At 39.3% G+C, this 15,594-nt stretch carries 19 protein-coding genes, 1 pseudogene and 1 other annotated feature; of the genes and pseudogenes, 14 read left to right on the forward strand and 6 right to left on the reverse strand.

All coding sequences use genetic code 11. The features are described from left to right. The first annotated feature begins 249 nt into the window (after positions 1 to 249). The 8 genes from rpmG to A5868_RS05045 all read left to right on the forward strand — a co-directional run bounded on the left by rpmG (position 250) and on the right by A5868_RS05045 (position 6,113). Positions 250 to 402 (forward strand): 50S ribosomal protein L33, encoded by a 153-nt coding sequence (gene rpmG / locus A5868_RS05010; RefSeq protein WP_010739830.1) that lies wholly within the window; start codon positions 250 to 252, stop codon positions 400 to 402. A gap of 24 nt (positions 403 to 426) precedes the next feature. After that, positions 427 to 597 carry a preprotein translocase subunit SecE gene (gene secE, locus A5868_RS05015; RefSeq protein ID WP_010781356.1) on the forward strand — a complete coding sequence of 57 codons (171 nt, stop codon included), beginning with the start codon at positions 427 to 429 and terminating at the stop codon, positions 595 to 597. 96 nt (positions 598 to 693) lie between these two features. After that, the gene (gene nusG / locus A5868_RS05020) at positions 694 to 1,236 is read left to right on the forward strand and encodes a transcription termination/antitermination protein NusG (RefSeq protein ID WP_044926432.1); all 543 of its coding nucleotides are present in this window, start codon (positions 694 to 696) and stop codon (positions 1,234 to 1,236) included. A gap of 147 nt (positions 1,237 to 1,383) precedes the next feature. Then, positions 1,384 to 2,253, forward strand: a complete 870-nt coding sequence (locus A5868_RS05025) for an alpha/beta hydrolase (RefSeq protein WP_086305640.1) — start codon at positions 1,384 to 1,386, stop codon at positions 2,251 to 2,253. A gap of 101 nt (positions 2,254 to 2,354) precedes the next feature. Continuing rightward, positions 2,355 to 3,461, forward strand: a complete 1,107-nt coding sequence (locus A5868_RS05030; protein ID WP_086305641.1) for a lactate oxidase — start codon at positions 2,355 to 2,357, stop codon at positions 3,459 to 3,461. A gap of 139 nt (positions 3,462 to 3,600) precedes the next feature. Continuing rightward, entirely contained in the window at positions 3,601 to 4,350 is a 750-nt protein-coding gene (locus A5868_RS05035) for a metal ABC transporter ATP-binding protein (RefSeq protein ID WP_086305642.1), read from the forward strand. Beyond that, positions 4,340 to 5,194: a metal ABC transporter permease gene (locus A5868_RS05040; protein ID WP_010781351.1), complete on the forward strand. Its 855-nt coding sequence runs from the start codon at positions 4,340 to 4,342 to the stop codon at positions 5,192 to 5,194. The genes A5868_RS05035 and A5868_RS05040 overlap by 11 nt, the downstream gene beginning before the upstream one ends. Continuing rightward, positions 5,184 to 6,113: a metal ABC transporter substrate-binding protein gene (locus tag A5868_RS05045; protein WP_086305643.1), complete on the forward strand. Its 930-nt coding sequence runs from the start codon at positions 5,184 to 5,186 to the stop codon at positions 6,111 to 6,113. Before A5868_RS05040 ends, A5868_RS05045 begins: the two co-directional genes overlap by 11 nt. Before the next feature lie 43 nt (positions 6,114 to 6,156). Here the strand turns inward: A5868_RS05045 and sdaAA are convergent, their stop codons facing one another. Both sdaAA and sdaAB read right to left on the reverse strand, forming a co-directional pair. Continuing rightward, positions 6,157 to 7,041, reverse strand: a complete 885-nt coding sequence (gene sdaAA, locus A5868_RS05050; RefSeq protein ID WP_086305644.1) for an L-serine ammonia-lyase, iron-sulfur-dependent, subunit alpha — start codon at positions 7,039 to 7,041, stop codon at positions 6,157 to 6,159. 21 nt (positions 7,042 to 7,062) lie between these two features. After that, on the reverse strand, positions 7,063 to 7,737 hold the full coding sequence (gene sdaAB / locus A5868_RS05055; protein ID WP_010781348.1) for an L-serine ammonia-lyase, iron-sulfur-dependent subunit beta: 675 nt from the start codon (positions 7,735 to 7,737) through the stop codon (positions 7,063 to 7,065). Positions 7,738 to 8,034: 297 nt separating this feature from the next. On the opposite strand from sdaAB, the gene rplK reads away from it, so the two are divergent. The 4 genes from rplK to rplL all read left to right on the forward strand — a co-directional run bounded on the left by rplK (position 8,035) and on the right by rplL (position 10,399). After that, positions 8,035 to 8,457, forward strand: a complete 423-nt coding sequence (rplK, locus tag A5868_RS05060; protein ID WP_010781347.1) for a 50S ribosomal protein L11 — start codon at positions 8,035 to 8,037, stop codon at positions 8,455 to 8,457. A 103-nt stretch (positions 8,458 to 8,560) separates the two neighbouring features. Beyond that, positions 8,561 to 9,250, forward strand: a complete 690-nt coding sequence (gene rplA, locus A5868_RS05065; protein WP_010781346.1) for a 50S ribosomal protein L1 — start codon at positions 8,561 to 8,563, stop codon at positions 9,248 to 9,250. Positions 9,251 to 9,304: 54 nt separating this feature from the next. Continuing rightward, positions 9,305 to 9,431 (forward strand) — a sequence feature (ribosomal protein L10 leader region). A gap of 43 nt (positions 9,432 to 9,474) precedes the next feature. After that, the gene (rplJ, locus tag A5868_RS05070) at positions 9,475 to 9,975 is read left to right on the forward strand and encodes a 50S ribosomal protein L10 (protein ID WP_010781345.1); all 501 of its coding nucleotides are present in this window, start codon (positions 9,475 to 9,477) and stop codon (positions 9,973 to 9,975) included. A gap of 55 nt (positions 9,976 to 10,030) precedes the next feature. Beyond that, positions 10,031 to 10,399 (forward strand): 50S ribosomal protein L7/L12, encoded by a 369-nt coding sequence (gene rplL / locus A5868_RS05075; RefSeq protein ID WP_010781344.1) that lies wholly within the window; start codon positions 10,031 to 10,033, stop codon positions 10,397 to 10,399. 88 nt (positions 10,400 to 10,487) lie between these two features. On the opposite strand, the gene A5868_RS05080 is transcribed toward rplL, so the two are convergent. From A5868_RS05080 to A5868_RS05095, 4 genes are all read right to left on the reverse strand, one after another. Further along, entirely contained in the window at positions 10,488 to 11,627 is a 1,140-nt protein-coding gene (locus A5868_RS05080; RefSeq protein WP_086305645.1) for a tyrosine-type recombinase/integrase, read from the reverse strand. A 91-nt stretch (positions 11,628 to 11,718) separates the two neighbouring features. Next, complete coding sequence (locus A5868_RS05085) at positions 11,719 to 11,994, reverse strand: DNA-binding protein (protein ID WP_086305646.1); 276 nt, start codon at positions 11,992 to 11,994, stop codon at positions 11,719 to 11,721. 44 nt (positions 11,995 to 12,038) lie between these two features. Continuing rightward, on the reverse strand, positions 12,039 to 12,890 hold the full coding sequence (locus A5868_RS05090) for a rolling circle replication-associated protein (protein ID WP_086305647.1): 852 nt from the start codon (positions 12,888 to 12,890) through the stop codon (positions 12,039 to 12,041). A 212-nt stretch (positions 12,891 to 13,102) separates the two neighbouring features. Further along, positions 13,103 to 13,474 (reverse strand): hypothetical protein, encoded by a 372-nt coding sequence (locus A5868_RS05095; RefSeq protein WP_086305648.1) that lies wholly within the window; start codon positions 13,472 to 13,474, stop codon positions 13,103 to 13,105. 180 nt (positions 13,475 to 13,654) lie between these two features. On the opposite strand from A5868_RS05095, the gene A5868_RS19310 reads away from it, so the two are divergent. Further along, the gene (locus A5868_RS19310; protein WP_086305649.1) at positions 13,655 to 14,518 is read left to right on the forward strand and encodes a helix-turn-helix domain-containing protein; all 864 of its coding nucleotides are present in this window, start codon (positions 13,655 to 13,657) and stop codon (positions 14,516 to 14,518) included. Positions 14,519 to 14,580: 62 nt separating this feature from the next. Further along, positions 14,581 to 15,594, forward strand: a pseudogene (locus A5868_RS05105) (hypothetical protein); the annotation flags it as partial.

Consider the following 15,594-nt stretch of genomic DNA (forward strand, 5'->3'; position numbering starts at 1 on the left):
GAACCCCCTTAGTTGGATGGTATACGGCATGACAATCAAACTCATTTTTCATCAGAAAAATGAATACATTAATAGGAATTAGGATGCCAGTCCAACTTTTCGCAGGAGGCATCGTGTCATAAGCCGAATCATCAAAAACTAGGTAATTCAACAAAGAACCCCCTTAGTTGGATGGTATACGGCATGACAAAGAAACTCATTTTTCACCAGAAAAATGAATACATTAATAGGAATTAGGAGTAGATCGCTATGGCAACTAAAAAAGCGGCTCTGGCCTGCACGGTCTGTGGTTCAAGAAACTACACGAAATCAGTGAGTGAAGGCAAACGCGGAGAGCGTTTAGAGATCAATAAGTTTTGCAAACATTGTAATCAGTACACGATACATAAAGAAACAAAATAACTATCAATTAAGGAGGATAATCCCTTGAATTTTTTACGTAGTGTCAAAGAAGAAATGAAGTTGGTTTCATGGCCTTCAAAAAAACAATTGCGCCATGATTCGCTTGTCGTAATCGAAACAGCGATCATCTTTGCTTTGATGTTTTTCATCATGGATACAGCCATTCAAGCAGTGATCAATTTGATTATTCACTAGTAGCCAATTCAAAAAAAGCATGGTATACTACTTGAGAGAAAAAACCTTGGGACTGCTGAGGTTTTTTTATTTTAGAACGAGGAGCCGATGGCGAAAATGGAATCTTTTGAAAAACAATGGTATGTGTTACATACTTATTCCGGCTATGAAAACAAAGTAAAAGCCAACCTAGAATCACGTGCACAAAGTATGCGGATGGAAGACTATATTTTCCGTGTAGTTGTCCCTGAAGAAACAGAAACAGAAGTTAAGGGCGGCAAAGAAAAGGAAATCGTCCACAAAACTTTCCCTGGATATGTATTAGTGGAGATGGTCATGACGGATGATTCTTGGTACGTTGTTCGTAATACACCAGGTGTGACAGGGTTCGTTGGTTCTCACGGTGCCGGAAGTAAACCAGCGCCATTGATGCCAGAGGAAATCAATCATATCTTGCGTTCATTAGGTATGAACACACGTCAAAATGATATTGAAGTAGAAGTCGGCGAAACAGTGAAAATCATCGAAGGAGCCTTTGCTGGTCTTGAAGGAGTGATCACTGAAATCGATGAAGAGCGTGACAAAGTCAAAGCAAACATCGACATGTTCGGTCGTGAAACAAGTACTGAATTGGACTTCGATCAAATTGATAAAATTTAATCAACTACTGAAGCCGAGGCCGTGTGTCTCGGTTTTTTTATGGATTTCAATAAAAATCTCGAAAAGCGTGCTCTTATTGTTGAGTAATGAGGAACAAATACCTATAGTAAAGATACAAAAAATAATCGTCTGAAGGGAGTCGAAAAGATGAAAAAAATAATTTATGGGTTGTTCGCATTAATGACCGTGGTGCTGCTATCAGGCTGTGGGACAAAACAATCTCACCACGAAGAAGGGAACACGTCTACTGGGTCAACTGCAACAGAAGCCTCCCGAGATATAGTAAATAAGAGTGACGTTCCGACCCTGTTCATCCATGGGTATGGAGGGACAGTCAATTCATTTGGAGGCATGCTGCGGCGTTTCAGGGATGAAGGGGTGGCTAGGAAAGAATTGACGATCACTGTGCAGCCAGATGGCGCCTTGCAAGTTGACGGGCAATTGAATAAGAAAAAGGACAATCCTAGTATCCAAGTGTTATTTGCTGCTAATAAAGACAACGAGTGGAATCAAACAGAGTGGATTTACGGGGTTCTCAAATATTTGAAAGAAGAAGGTGCCGATCGAGTCAATCTAGTCGGTCATTCAATGGGGGGCGTCAGCTCGCTCCGCTATTTAACGACATACGGTCAGCCGAAAGACGCCCCCGTCATTGAAAAGTTTGTTGCGATCGGCGCTCCCTTCAATGACTTCGACGATACAGCAAAAGACCAATCCATCGATGACGTATTGCAAAACGGACCTACCCCTCAATCGAGTCGGTATCTCGATTACCGAAATGGCATAAACAATGTCCCAAGCAGCGTATCCGTTCTATTGCTAGCTGGGAAATTAAATGAACAAGATCCCTCGGATGGTACGGTCCCTTTATCTAGTGCATTAGCAACGTACTCCGTATTAAAAGCTCATGGCAACCCCATCAAGGAGCAAATATTTACCGGATCAAATGCTCAGCATAGTCAATTACACGAAAATCCTGCGGTCGATCAGGTTGTCGCAACCTTCTTATGGGGATAGCTGATCCATTCAAAGTTTTTCATTGAAAAGTTAAAATACTTGCTTACTTTTTGTAAGAGTATTAAGATAACTCATGTAATCAAACGAAAGAAGGATTTATTATGACTTATCAAGCAAGTAACGAAGAACATCCAATTGACATTGTAAACATCGCTTCATTAGAACAACGCGTAAAAGAACGCATGGAAAAAGGTGCGTTCGGCTACATTCGCGGTGGCTCAGAAGACGAATGGACAATGAAGGAAAATACGACTTCATTTAATAATAAAACCATTATGCCTCGTGTACTGCGTGGGATCGACCGTGCAGATTTGCGGACGAAATTGTGGGATATGGACTTAGCAACACCCATCATCCAAGCGCCATCCGCAGCGCAAGGATTAGCACATGAAAACGGCGAAGCAGATACCGCAAAAGGTGTTGCAGATGCAGGCTCAATTTTTTCAATCAGTACTTATGCAAATACAACGATTGAAGATGCCGCAGCCGCAGCTCCAAATGCACCGCAATTCTTCCAATTATATATGAGTAAAGACGATGGTTTTAACGAATTTATCTTGGATAAAGCTGTTAAAGCAGGAGCAAAAGCCATCATTTTAACCGCAGACTCAACACTTGGCGGCTATCGTGAAGACGACGTGATCAATCACTTCCAATTCCCATTGCCTATGCCAAACTTGGCAGCCTACAGCGCAAAGAGCGATAGTGGAGACGGTAAAGGAAAAGGAATCGCCGAAATTTATGCGGCGGCTAAACAAGGACTTGTCCCTGAAGATATCAAAAAAATTAAAGACTTAACCAATTTGCCTGTCTTTGTTAAAGGTATCCAATCCCCTGAAGACGCCGAGGTTGCGATTGCAGCCGGTGCTGACGGTATCTGGATCTCAAATCATGGCGGTCGTCAATTAGACGGTGGTCCTGCATCCTTCAACGTATTGCCATTGATCGCTGGTGTAGTGAACAAACGAGTTCCAATCGTGTTCGACAGTGGCGTTCGTCGCGGCGAACACGTCTTTAAGGCTTTAGCTAGCGGTGCCGATCTAGTCGCTATTGGTCGTCCAGTTATCTATGGTTTGAATCTTGGTGGAGCAGAAGGCGTGAAGTCCGTCTTTGATCACCTCAATAAAGAGCTTTCCATCACTATGCAACTTGCAGGAACAAAAACGATTGAAGAAGTAAAAAACACAACGCTTCATGACGCAAAATAATTATTCAACATATACTTCATCAAGGAGACACCTCTTCTTGATGAAGTATTTTTTTTGCATTTATCTTGCGTACGCTTTCTTTTTCGTATATCATATATATGAAAGTTAGGCTAACCTAAAATAGAAAGAAGGGGTAACTATGAATGCGATTCGGATAGAAAATTTATCGGTTGCGTATCGTGGAAAAATCGCTTTGAAACAAATAGATTTAGAACTGGCACCTGGAAAATTGACGGGAATTGTAGGGCCGAACGGAGCTGGAAAGTCTACGTTGATGAAGGGAATCCTGCAATTAGTAAAAACACGATCAGGAAAAATTTCGTATGGTGATCAGCCGTTGACGAAACAAAGGGAGAAAATCGCCTATGTTGAACAGCGGCAAGACATTGATTTGAGTTTTCCTATTGATGTTTTTGGAGTGGTGCTATTTGGCACGTATCCGCATCTTAAAACGTTCCAGCGACCTGGAAAAAAAGAAAAAGCTTTTGCCTATGAGTGCTTAGAAAAGGTAGGATTGACAGATTATGCCGATCGTCAAATCAGTGAATTGTCTGGTGGACAGCTGCAGCGTGTGTTTATCGGGCGGGCGTTGGCGCAAAAGGCAGACTGGATTTTATTGGATGAACCCTTCGCTGGGATTGATGCGACGAGTGAGAAAATCATCATTGAATTGCTAAAAGAATTACGGGATGAAGGCAAATCGATCGTGATCGTCCATCATGACCTGCATAAAGTCACAGACTATTTTGATGAAGTGATTTTACTTAATAAAGGCTTGATTGCTTCAGGACCTGTTGAACAAACGTATACGACGAAGAATATGGAAAAAACGTATGGTAGTGAAATTACACAAATGTTAAGAATTGGGGGTGCGGACTTTGCTACATGATTTCTTTCAAGGATTGATTGACTATCAATTTTTACAAAATGCGTTGATTACCTCCATCATGGTAGGAATCTCTGCTGGAGTGATCGGTTCATTTATTATTTTACGAGGAATGTCTTTAATGGGGGATGCCATTTCTCATGCTGTTTTACCCGGTGTGGCGATTTCCTATATGCTTGGTAGCAGTTACATTATAGGAGCAACCTTTTTTGGTATCTTCTCAGCAGCATTGATTGGTTTCGTCGGAAAGCATACACGGTTGAAAAATGATACTGCCATCGGCATTGTATTTAGCTCCTTTTTCGCGCTGGGAATCATTTTGATTTCTTTTGCAAGGAGTGCCACGGACCTGTACCACATTCTTTTCGGGAATGTGCTGGCGGTCCGGGATTCAGATATGTATCTAACAGCGATCGTCATGGTCATTGTTGTTTTGGCTGTGGGAATTTTTTATAAACAACTGAAATTGACTTCTTTTGCTCCGACGATGGCGCAATCCTACGGTTGGAATATCAGCCTGATTAATTATGGTTTGATGTTCTTGCTGACGTTAGTGGCCGTCACTTCTCTGCAAACCGTCGGCACGATTTTAGTGATCGCGATGCTGATCACACCGGCGGCGACCGCGTATCAATTAACGAATAAACTGTCTGTGATGGTGGGCTTATCTACCTTGTTTGGTGTATTAAGTGCCATCATAGGCTTGTATTTTAGCTATAGTTACAATCTTCCTTCTGGAGCTACGATCGTCATGACAGCGGCAGTTTTCTTCATCGCAGCATTTCTGTTTTCACCTAGCAAGGGATTGATCCAACAATTACGAAAGGAGCGTTTATATGAAGTATAAAAAAATTATTTTTATAGGATTTCTGGGACTGTTGTTCTTAACAGGCTGCGGAGCCAAGGGAGGAAGCAGCAGTGCGTCAAAGGAGTCTAGCCAGTTGAACGTTGTGGCGACGAACTCTATTATTGCAGATATGGTCAAGGAAGTTGGAAAAGGGGAAGTAGCGATCCATAGTATCGTCCCTGTAGGAACCGATCCGCATGAGTATGAACCGTTGCCGGAAGATATCAAAAAGGCGAGTGAAGCGGATGTCGTTTTTTATAATGGATTGAATTTAGAGACTGGCAATGGCTGGTTTGATAAATTGATGGAAACGGCGAAAAAGAAAGAAAACGAAGATTATTTCGCAGTCAGTAAAGACGTTGAACCGATCCATCTAAGCGGAAACAGTACGCAAGAAGATCCTCATGCATGGCTGGATATCTCCAACGGCATTTTATACGTCAAACAAATCCAAAGTGTGTTAAGCGAAAAAGATCCTAAGAATAAAGAAACGTACAAAGAAAACGCGGAAGCCTACATCAAAAAATTGGAGACTTTGGATGCATCCGCAAAGAATGAGTTTGCAGATATTCCGAATGAGAAAAAATTACTTGTGACCAGTGAAGGGGCCTTCAAGTATTTTTCTAAAGCGTATGATCTGACAGCCGCTTATATTTGGGAAATCAATACAGAAAGTCAAGGAACACCAGAGCAAATGAAACAAATCGTTGAAAAAGTTCGTGCGTCTAAAGTTCCTTCGCTCTTCGTTGAAACAAGTGTTGACAAGCGCAGCATGGAACGGTTGTCGAAGGAAGTAGACTTACCGATTTCTAGCGAGTTGTTTACAGATTCCTTAGCGAAAAAGGGAGAGACAGGGGACAGCTATTACAGCATGATGAAGTGGAATTTAGAGAAAATCCACGATGGATTGATGAAATAAAGAAAAGCAGCTGATTGAAAAAATCAGCTGCTTTCTATTCGTTTTAAACGGTCGCTTTTTCTGGTTCGCCGAATACTTGACGTTGCAGACGCAAGCCGGTTGGAGTGGTTGCGACGCCGCCTTCAGCGGTTTCTTTGAAAATTTGCGGCATTGCACGGCCGACTTTATACATTGCTTCCACCACTTCATCCGGCGGAATAACACTGCGGATACCTGCCAAAGCCATGTCAGCTGAGATAAAAGCTTGAGAGGCCCCCATTGCGTTTCGTTTCACACAAGGAACTTCGACAAGACCGGCGACTGGATCACAGATTAGTCCCATGACATTCTTCAAAGTAATTGCCAAAGCATTTGATGCCATTTCAGGTGTTCCGCCATTGGCTGAGACTAGAGCCGCTGCTGACATTGCACTAGCAGAACCGACTTCCGCTTGGCAGCCGCCTTCAGCACCAGAGATCGAGGCATTGTTTGCCATGACTAAACCAAACGCACCAGCAGTAAATAGAAAATCAATTTGCTCCTCGTGACTCAAGTTCAATTTTTCTCGCGCCGCCATCAAAACACCCGGTAATACACCGGCACTTCCTGCTGTCGGCGTTGCACAAACCAAGCCCATTTTTGCATTGACTTCATTGACAGCGATCCCGTTACGAACGGCTTTTAAAATAGTGTCACCGCTCATGAATTTGCCGCTTTCGATATAATCATTCATACGTTTGGCATCGCCGCCAGTGATCTTCGTTACAGAAGTCACTCCTTGGATGCCTTCTTCAATAGAACTTTCCATTACTTCTAAATTGCGTTCCATCAACGCAATGATTTCTTCCCTTGTACGATCAGTTAATTCCATTTCAGTGGCGATCATCAATTCGCCAACAGATGAATAATCCTTTGCTTGTTCTACAAGCTCTTGGATCGAATAGAACATGACAATTCCTCCTTCATTTGCTTATTTAAAATAGGTCACGCTTAATACGTCATCTTCACATTTGATTTCTTGTCGTAATCCTTCTGGATCGTCCGGAGTATCATCGATCTCCAGCAAAACGATGCCATTCTCGCCCTTTGTTTTCCGAGTCATAGTAACTTTACCGATGTTCAACCCGTGCTTCATGAAGATAGTTGATACACGCGAGAGCAGGCCAGGTACGTCTTTGTTGATAATGATATAGGTAGGATTTCCCATGCCTAGGGAGATGCTGTAACCATTCATTTCAGTGATTTGGATATTTCCGCCGCCGATCGAGACACCAGTGATCGACATCTCAAGTTCACCTTTGATCATGCGTAAGGTTACCGTATTCGGATGGTCAGCAATTTCTTTTTTTGGGACAAAAAGAACTTCCATCCCTTGTTCGTGAGCGATTTTCAATGAATCGGATAAACGAGGATCGTCTGGATCCATCCCTAAAATACCGCCAACTAAAGCGATATCTGTTCCATGACCGCGATAGGTCTTTGCAAATGACTCATACAGATCAAACTCAACAGAATCGGGGCGTTCCCCAAAAATCATACGGCACACTTTTCCGATTCGCGCTGCACCCGCAGTATGCGAGCTGCTAGGGCCCACCATCACTGGACCAATAATGTCAAAAACACTACGATATTTTAATACTTCCATTATTTTAAACCTCCCTAATTTATCCGATGAAAATCCTCATCAAGTCGACCATAGTGTAACATATACGCTTTCTGAAAATAGATAAATGAATAATTTATTTTGTTATTCTCATAGTAGTTAAAGAGATTGTGAAGCGTTTTATTATTGTCAAAAAATTGCAACAGTAAGGAAATCATCTTGCATTCAGATAAATAATCTGCTATGATACCAAAGTGTGTCTTTGTACACACTGTTTTAAGTGGGAGGAGAAATTTTGATCTCCATTAACCACATCACGGACTCAAGGAGGTATGTCTCGTGGCAAAGAAAGTAGAAAAATTAGTTAAACTGCAAATTCCTGCAGGGAAAGCAACACCAGCTCCCCCAGTAGGTCCTGCACTAGGTCAAGCGGGTATCAACATCATGGGATTCACAAAAGAATTCAATGCGCGTACAGCTGACCAAGCAGGCTTGATCATTCCAGTAGTGATCTCTGTATATGAAGACCGTTCATTTACATTTATCACAAAAACACCACCAGCTGCAGTATTATTGAAAAAAGCTGCTAACGTGGAAAAAGGTTCAGGCGAACCAAACAAAACAAAAGTTGCAAAAGTTACTAGCGATCAAGTAAAAGAAATCGCTGAGTTGAAAATGCAAGACCTAAACGCTGCTAACGTTGAGTCAGCAATGCGCATGGTTGAAGGAACTGCACGAAGCATGGGGATCACAGTCGAATAATTCTCGACGACCCAAGAAAGTAGCTTCTCAGTTGGCTCCCTATCTAAAGATACGGAACACGTGGGAGGTTCTACCGTTATAACCACATCAAGGAGGAAACAAAATGGCTAAAAAGAGCAAAAAAATGCAAGATGCATTGAAGAAAATCGACGCTACTAAAGCTTACCCTGTTGCGGAAGCTGTAGCATTAGCAAAAGAAATTAACTTCGCGAAATTTGACGCAACGGTTGAAGTTGCTTACAAATTGAACGTAGACCCTAAAAAAGCAGACCAACAAATCCGTGGAGCTGTTGTGCTTCCAAACGGAACTGGTAAAACACAAACTGTTTTAGTATTCGCGAAAGGCGAAAAAGCAAAAGAAGCTGAAGCTGCTGGCGCTGATTTCGTTGGCGACGACGACATGGTTGCAAAAATCCAAGGCGGATGGTTCGACTTTGACGTTGTTGTTGCAACACCTGACATGATGGCTACAGTTGGTAAATTAGGCCGTGTGCTTGGACCAAAAGGTTTAATGCCTAACCCTAAAACTGGTACTGTAACAATGGATGTTACAAAAGCAGTTGAAGAAGTTAAAGCTGGTAAAGTAACGTACCGTGTGGATAAAGCTGGTAACGTTCATGTGCCAATCGGTAAAGTATCATTCGACGATGCTAAATTGGTTGAAAACTTTAACACGATCAACGAAACTTTAGTAAAAGCAAAACCTGCTACTGCTAAAGGTCAATACATCAAAAACATTTCAATGACTACAACATTTGGACCTGGTATCCATGTTGAACAAACAGCTATCTAATTAATTTTAGAAAAGCACTTGACTCGACTAGCTTATCTATGGTAAGTTAGTCGAGGTTAATTATTAACTGTACCGAAGACAGTAGGTGACGCAAGTCTTAATTTCCTACCGAGGACGTTTATTGAGAACATTCAATAGTCCCTCTATGTCTACGGTGGCATAGGGTATTTTTTTGCTTTCAGCAAAAAATGCTCTTCCATCAAAATCAGGAGGTGAAATATATAATGAGTGAAGTAGCAATCGCTAAAAAAGCCGCTATCGTTGATGAAGTCACTGAAAAATTCAGCGCAGCAGCTTCAGCCGTTATCGTTGATTACCGTGGTTTGACTGTAGAACAAGTGACTGAATTACGTAAACAATTACGCGACGCTAACGTTGAAATGAAAGTTATCAAAAATTCTATCTTGGTTCGTGCAGCTGAAAAAGCTGGATTGAACGGATTAGAAGAAGTATTCTCAGGACCTACTGCTGTTGCATTTAGTAATGAGGATGTTGTTGCTCCAGCTAAAATTATCGATGAATTCGCTAAAACAGCTGAGAAACTAGAAATCAAAGGCGGTATCATTGAAGGAAAAGTAGCTTCTATCGAAGAAATTACTGCTCTTGCAAAACTACCGAACCGCGATGGACTTCTTTCTATGCTATTGTCTGTCCTTCAAGCGCCAGTCCGCAACGTGGCTTACGCTGTGAAAGCAGTCGCAGAAAAAGAAGAAGAAGTAGCTTAATTGCTGCATAAAATATAAAACTAAAAAAAACTTACCTAAACGGAGGAAATTTAAAATGGCATTGAACATTGAAAACATTGTCGAAGAACTTAAAGGCGCGACAATCTTAGAATTAAACGACTTAGTTAAAGCTATCGAAGACGAATTTGGCGTAACTGCTGCTGCTCCTGTAGCTGCTGCTGGTGCTGCTGCTGGCCCTGCTGCTGAAGAACAAACAGAATTTACTGTTGAATTAACAGCTGTTGGCGATCAAAAAGTTAAAGTTATCAAAGCAGTTCGTGAAGCAACTGGCTTAGGCTTGAAAGAAGCTAAAGCTGTAGTTGATGGCGCTCCTGCACCAGTTAAAGAAGATGTATCTAAAGAAGACGCTGAAGCATTAAAAGCTGCTTTAGAAGAAGTTGGCGCATCTGTAACATTAAAATAATCACTTTTGATTATTATGAGCTAGAATCCTTTTCAGATAAGGGTTCTAGCTCTTTTTTTTGTTTTTTGACCATCCTTTTGACCATCTCTTAAAAGTTGACGTAATTTGAGAACCTTTCTGCTACTATGTCTTTTTGTTTCTTGGTGACATGGGTGTAGATATTTAGTGTGGTTTGCACATCGCTGTGTCCCAATCGATCCTGAACTTCTTTGACAGATAAGCCGGCTTCAAAAAGCAAACTGCAATGTGTGTGCCTAAACCCATGAATCTTTAAACGAGGGAGGTCATGATTATTACAAATTCTAGTTAAAACGTTGTTGAATCTTGTTAACGCGATATAGTTATTATTTTTTGACGCGAAGATTAATTGATTTGGTTGCAATGCATTTTGACCATATGCTAATAAATATTTTCTTTGATCTTTTCTCCATTGTCTTAGTATATCTACAGTCCGCTGATCTAATGAAATTGTTCGGTTAGAGCTTAGAGTTTTTGGTGGAGTGGCGACGACTTTATTTTTTTCGTCTAAGGCGGCCGTTTTATTGATGGTAAGCTGCCTATCTTTAAAATCCACATCATTCCAAGTTAGCGCTAAGGCTTCACCTTTTCTTATACCTGTAAAAGCAAGTAGTCTGAAGAATGGAAAAGTTAATGGAAAGGAATCATTTTCACAGTAGGTAAGAAATTTCTTTAACTCATCTGCTTCCAAATAAACTTCTTTTTTAGTTTCAAGACTATTTTTTACTGTAGAGAAGGAAACATAGGTCATTGGGTTATCCGTTAAGACATTCATTTTGATCGAAAAGTCGAACACTTTAGATACATAAGATTTTAACGCTCGATGAGTCGCATAGTTTTCTTTCCATTCATTGATGGTATTTTGACAATAAGGAACGGTGTATTTGGAAATCCGTTTGTCACCAAATTTTTCGGAGATGTTTTTATCAAAGAGAAATTTCACTCGTTGATAGGTGCTTTCCTTGACAGTATGTTTATACTGCCTGATCCATAAATCTTTGATCTGAGTGAATGTATAATTTTTCTCGGGTGTATATTTATTGTCTTTTACGTCAACTTTTAATCGTGCTAACGCAATTTTCGCTTCTTGTGATGATTTGAATCCACGTCGAGTCGTGGACATTTTCTTACCAGTTAGGGGATCAATCCCTAGATAGGCTTTGAACATATAGGCAGTATCACCATTTTTCTTTTGATATTTTTTTATCATAATTTCTCCTTTGTAATTCGCCAGTATATCAAAGGATGTTTTTCTCCTTTCTTGTCGTAATCATAGACAGCTTTACGAAGACAATCAAGGCTTAAATTTTTAATCTGCTTAAGAATTTTTGAATATCTGCACGATCAAATCGCACTTCTTTACCAAATGGGATCACTTTTAAACCTCTATCAATCCATTGATTTAATCGTTCATCTCCGATTTTCAGAACTCTTTTAACTTGTTTTCTATTTGGATAAGGCGGAAGCTCATCAACCTCAGAATCCAGTTTTTTTGATTTTTGTAATGCTTGAATCACATTTTGGGTGACGATTTCGATGAGAATGTCATCGTACTCAATTGGAATATCTACTTTCATAACACACCTCATATACAAGAACATTGCTACCACGAATGATGAATTCAATCAGCAATTGGTTTCTTGTCTTTCTTTATTTTTGTATAGATCACTTTTGATTCTTCAAATTCAATGATTTGTTCAAAACGGTTTTCTTCATTCAGTACCGTTAAAAATTTTGGAGTTTTACGAATGTAGTTCGTTGAGAACAGCACATCGAAATCTTCTTTATTGATTTTTTTCTCTGTCAGTCTTTTTGTTTCTCTCGGAAGTTTCAGATTTTGAGATTTGAAAAAGGCTTTTTTCTTATGCTCTTTGATATCCAAATCTTTATCAAAATACTTACTGACATATCTTCCTCGGTTTTCAGCAGCGTCCACATCGATCTTATTGACCCAAACTAATCCATGTCCCCAAATTTCCATCAATCGTTCATAAGGAACGAAAGGAAAGGAGAACAGAATAATGTGATAGTGGATCGCTCCACGTTGTTGCTTTTCCCACGTTGCAAGATATTTAATTCGGGATTTCTTCGTCTTATAAATTTGGTAGTTTAATCGTTTAATAAATTTCTTGAATTCATCATTCGTGATAGCAATGTCTTGGATGTTTTCTTTAAAGGTGAGTGTTAAGAATTTTGTGTTTTTATCAAAGTTTTCGTCAACTAATCGTGCAATCTCAAAGCGCATATTTCGATAATGTTTTGATTTTCGTTTTAGACTGTCATATTGTTCTTTTGCAGATAAGTCATCAAATTTTCTATTTCGTTTATTTAAGTTTTTGATCCATTCAGGGGATTCATGTTCGTATTCAAAAGCTTTCTTTTCATCGATTTTGTAAATAACTGGTTTTTCATATTCCCAAATTTCGATATACGTAGGAGTTTCAATGATTTTTTGATTGTAAGATTTCAGCAATTATCATCGCTCCTTACTTTTTTTATTCAGTTTTCAATGAGCGAGAACGAGTTCATCTTTCGACAGATGTTGTCCTATAGATCAAGTAAAGGAGCAGAACGGCTGTGCCGCCCTGCTAGCCTGCTTATTTATTGTGCGGTTTTATCGAAATGAATGGCTTTGGCTGGGGCCAGCCGCCCATTTCGAAACCACCCAACAAACAAGCAGGAGAATTAGTTGGCGGGTTTGTTTACTTGGTTGTTAGTGATATTATTCGATTTTTGGTTCATCAACTTTGCGGAATCAGCGGTCGCTGAGAGTCCATAGTTTACAAATTGTCCATTGGCTCGACCCCAAGGTGAAACGATCAGATTTTCAAATGAAACAAATCGTTCACTGTCCGCTTCAAGTTCTTCTTTAGTTAAGACTGGATGTTCACTAGCTACTTTGACATTGATTTTTTCGTAGCGAAGTTTGGATAAGACACATTCGTAACTCCATCCCAAGGCTTCACCATCCTTTTGCCATCTTGCGACATTGACGAGTCGGTATTCTTTTTCTAGTTTTTCTTTTGGTAAGATTAGATCACTGATTTTGATTGGCATAAATATTTCCCTTCCTGATGTACGATTTCATATACGTTTTTTTGATAAAAAAAGTAGAGGCCTCTACGACTACTATGATATACGTTTTGATATACGAAGTCAATAGTTTTTGCGAAAAATATATACGAATTGATATACGTGTGTTATGCTGTATATGAAATCATATAGGAGGAGATAGAAATGTTTGGATTACTACAACCGAATAAAGAGAAAGTTGGTGCACGGCTGAAACTGATCAAGGATGAAATGAATATTTCATTTACAGAGTTTGGCAGCCGTTTAGGATTAAAGAAGCCAACGATCAGTTCGTATGTCCAAGGATATAATTTAGCTCCGATCGAAGTGATCGAAAAAATCTCGAAAATCAGTGGACAATCGGTAGGCTGGTTTTATTTTGGCGATATAGAAGAATATATTACGGATTATCTAAGACTAAAAGGACAGGGTGAATTGATCAAATCCTATCCAGAAGTGGTGAACCAGATCAAAGAAGAATTCTTCACCGGCGATTTTAAAAATCCAGGATGGGAAAATGAAGTCGGTTATCCAATGGAAGAATTCATCGATGATTACTTTGCGGACATTTTGCCAGAGATCATGACTCGTTATGTGTCCGATATAGTGAATGAACAAGTTGCGAGTTCAGATAAATTGAAAGAGCTGACTGACAAAGAGAAAGAAGAGGCAACGGTAATTATTACTTCGGATACAAACGATTTTATTCAAATGAGCGGCGAAATAAAGTTCGGCGAAAAAGAGAAAATTGTTGAGATGGTAAAAGGTGGAATCGATAACCTTGATAGAAAAGGAGCGATTGAATTCTCAGAACAATACTTGATAGGTAAATTGATCAATGTGCTAGGTGACGATGAAGCGACAGAAGAGATGATCTCTGATTTATCACAAGATATGACGGATAAATCCTTTTCTACTCTTTTTGGTGGAGAAGAATTGGTGGAGATATTTCAAGCTATGCGACCAGCGTTGATGAAGTTGTATGTAGAGAAGACATCTGATGATGTTTATAAATGGTTTGAGAAATAAGTACAGGTTACTAAAAGATACTTTAAAGTTCTTTTGAGGTGGCAAAGGAGGAAAAATATACTGTGTCTAAGTTAAATAGGATTCAAAATGAAATCAAACAATTAGAAGGAGGGCGTTTTCAAAATTTATGTGATGTTTATCTTTACCGTAAAAGAAATTGGGAGAATATTGTATCTCTTGGTTCTATGGACGGAACAGATAAAACCACTAAAGGAATACCTGACACTTATTATTTTGATAGTCATTCTAATAGATACACCTTAGTTATGTATGGTACTAGAAAGGACGCGACTGCAAAATTAGAGACAGATATTCGAGAAGCCATTGAGAAATCTAAAGTAAGTGAAAAAGATGTTGAAGAAATAATCTGCTGTCATACTTCTTCAAATATAACTGTTGAAAAAGACAAAGAATTAAGAAGCCTAGCAGACTCAATAAAGTTGACTCTTATTGGGATAGACACATTATCAAATGATCTTCTTCAGTTTAAGTATCAAGATATTGTAAAAGACTTTTTAGGCATAATAGAATCAACAGAACAGGTTTGGAATTTAGAGCAATTTATTTCTGTACATGATAAAAGTAAAACTAATGCTCCTCTGGATACAACATATATAGATGAAGCACATATAGTTGATGAGTTAGTGGACGACATAAATAGTCATCAGATTACCCTATTATCTGGAGTACCTGGAACGGGAAAAACTAGGTTAGCTATTGAAATATTTAAGAAACTGCCTATGGATGGTAACATAATTTGTGTTAAAAGCAATAGTATGCCTGTATATCAAGATATTAAAGATACTTTAGATGATGGTAGAGTTAATTATTTGTTATTAGATGATGCTAATATGATCACAAATTTTGATGCTATTGTTAATCTTTTAGGGTTGGAAGAATTTGAAAAAAATTTAAAAATTGTTATGACTGTTAGAGATTATGCACTTTCAAAAATTGCTAACCAGATAAACCGTTTTGATAATAAAATACACAGACTTTCTTTGATGAATGATGATCAGATTGAACTGCTAATTAAAAGTATAAGTGATATTTCTTCTGTGAACATACGAAAAATC

The organism is Enterococcus sp. 12F9_DIV0723, from assembly GCF_002174375.1.
GTDB classification, from domain to species: Bacteria; Bacillota; Bacilli; order Lactobacillales; family Enterococcaceae; genus Enterococcus_A; species Enterococcus_A gilvus.

Coding starts and splice junctions, on each gene's coding strand:
- rpmG (WP_010739830.1), top strand. CDS start 250: ATGGCAACTAAAAAAGCGGCTCTGGCCTGCACGGTCTGTGGTTCAAGA.
- nusG (WP_044926432.1), top strand. CDS start 694: ATGGAATCTTTTGAAAAACAATGGTATGTGTTACATACTTATTCCGGC.
- A5868_RS05025 (WP_086305640.1), top strand. CDS start 1,384: ATGAAAAAAATAATTTATGGGTTGTTCGCATTAATGACCGTGGTGCTG.
- A5868_RS05030 (WP_086305641.1), top strand. CDS start 2,355: ATGACTTATCAAGCAAGTAACGAAGAACATCCAATTGACATTGTAAAC.
- A5868_RS05035 (WP_086305642.1), top strand. CDS start 3,601: ATGAATGCGATTCGGATAGAAAATTTATCGGTTGCGTATCGTGGAAAA.
- A5868_RS05045 (WP_086305643.1), top strand. CDS start 5,184: ATGAAGTATAAAAAAATTATTTTTATAGGATTTCTGGGACTGTTGTTC.
- sdaAA (WP_086305644.1), bottom strand. CDS start 7,041: ATGTTCTATTCGATCCAAGAGCTTGTAGAACAAGCAAAGGATTATTCA.
- sdaAB (WP_010781348.1), bottom strand. CDS start 7,737: ATGGAAGTATTAAAATATCGTAGTGTTTTTGACATTATTGGTCCAGTG.
- rplA (WP_010781346.1), top strand. CDS start 8,561: ATGGCTAAAAAGAGCAAAAAAATGCAAGATGCATTGAAGAAAATCGAC.
- rplJ (WP_010781345.1), top strand. CDS start 9,475: ATGAGTGAAGTAGCAATCGCTAAAAAAGCCGCTATCGTTGATGAAGTC.
- rplL (WP_010781344.1), top strand. CDS start 10,031: ATGGCATTGAACATTGAAAACATTGTCGAAGAACTTAAAGGCGCGACA.
- A5868_RS05080 (WP_086305645.1), bottom strand. CDS start 11,627: ATGATAAAAAAATATCAAAAGAAAAATGGTGATACTGCCTATATGTTC.
- A5868_RS05085 (WP_086305646.1), bottom strand. CDS start 11,994: ATGAAAGTAGATATTCCAATTGAGTACGATGACATTCTCATCGAAATC.
- A5868_RS05095 (WP_086305648.1), bottom strand. CDS start 13,474: ATGCCAATCAAAATCAGTGATCTAATCTTACCAAAAGAAAAACTAGAA.
- A5868_RS19310 (WP_086305649.1), top strand. CDS start 13,655: ATGTTTGGATTACTACAACCGAATAAAGAGAAAGTTGGTGCACGGCTG.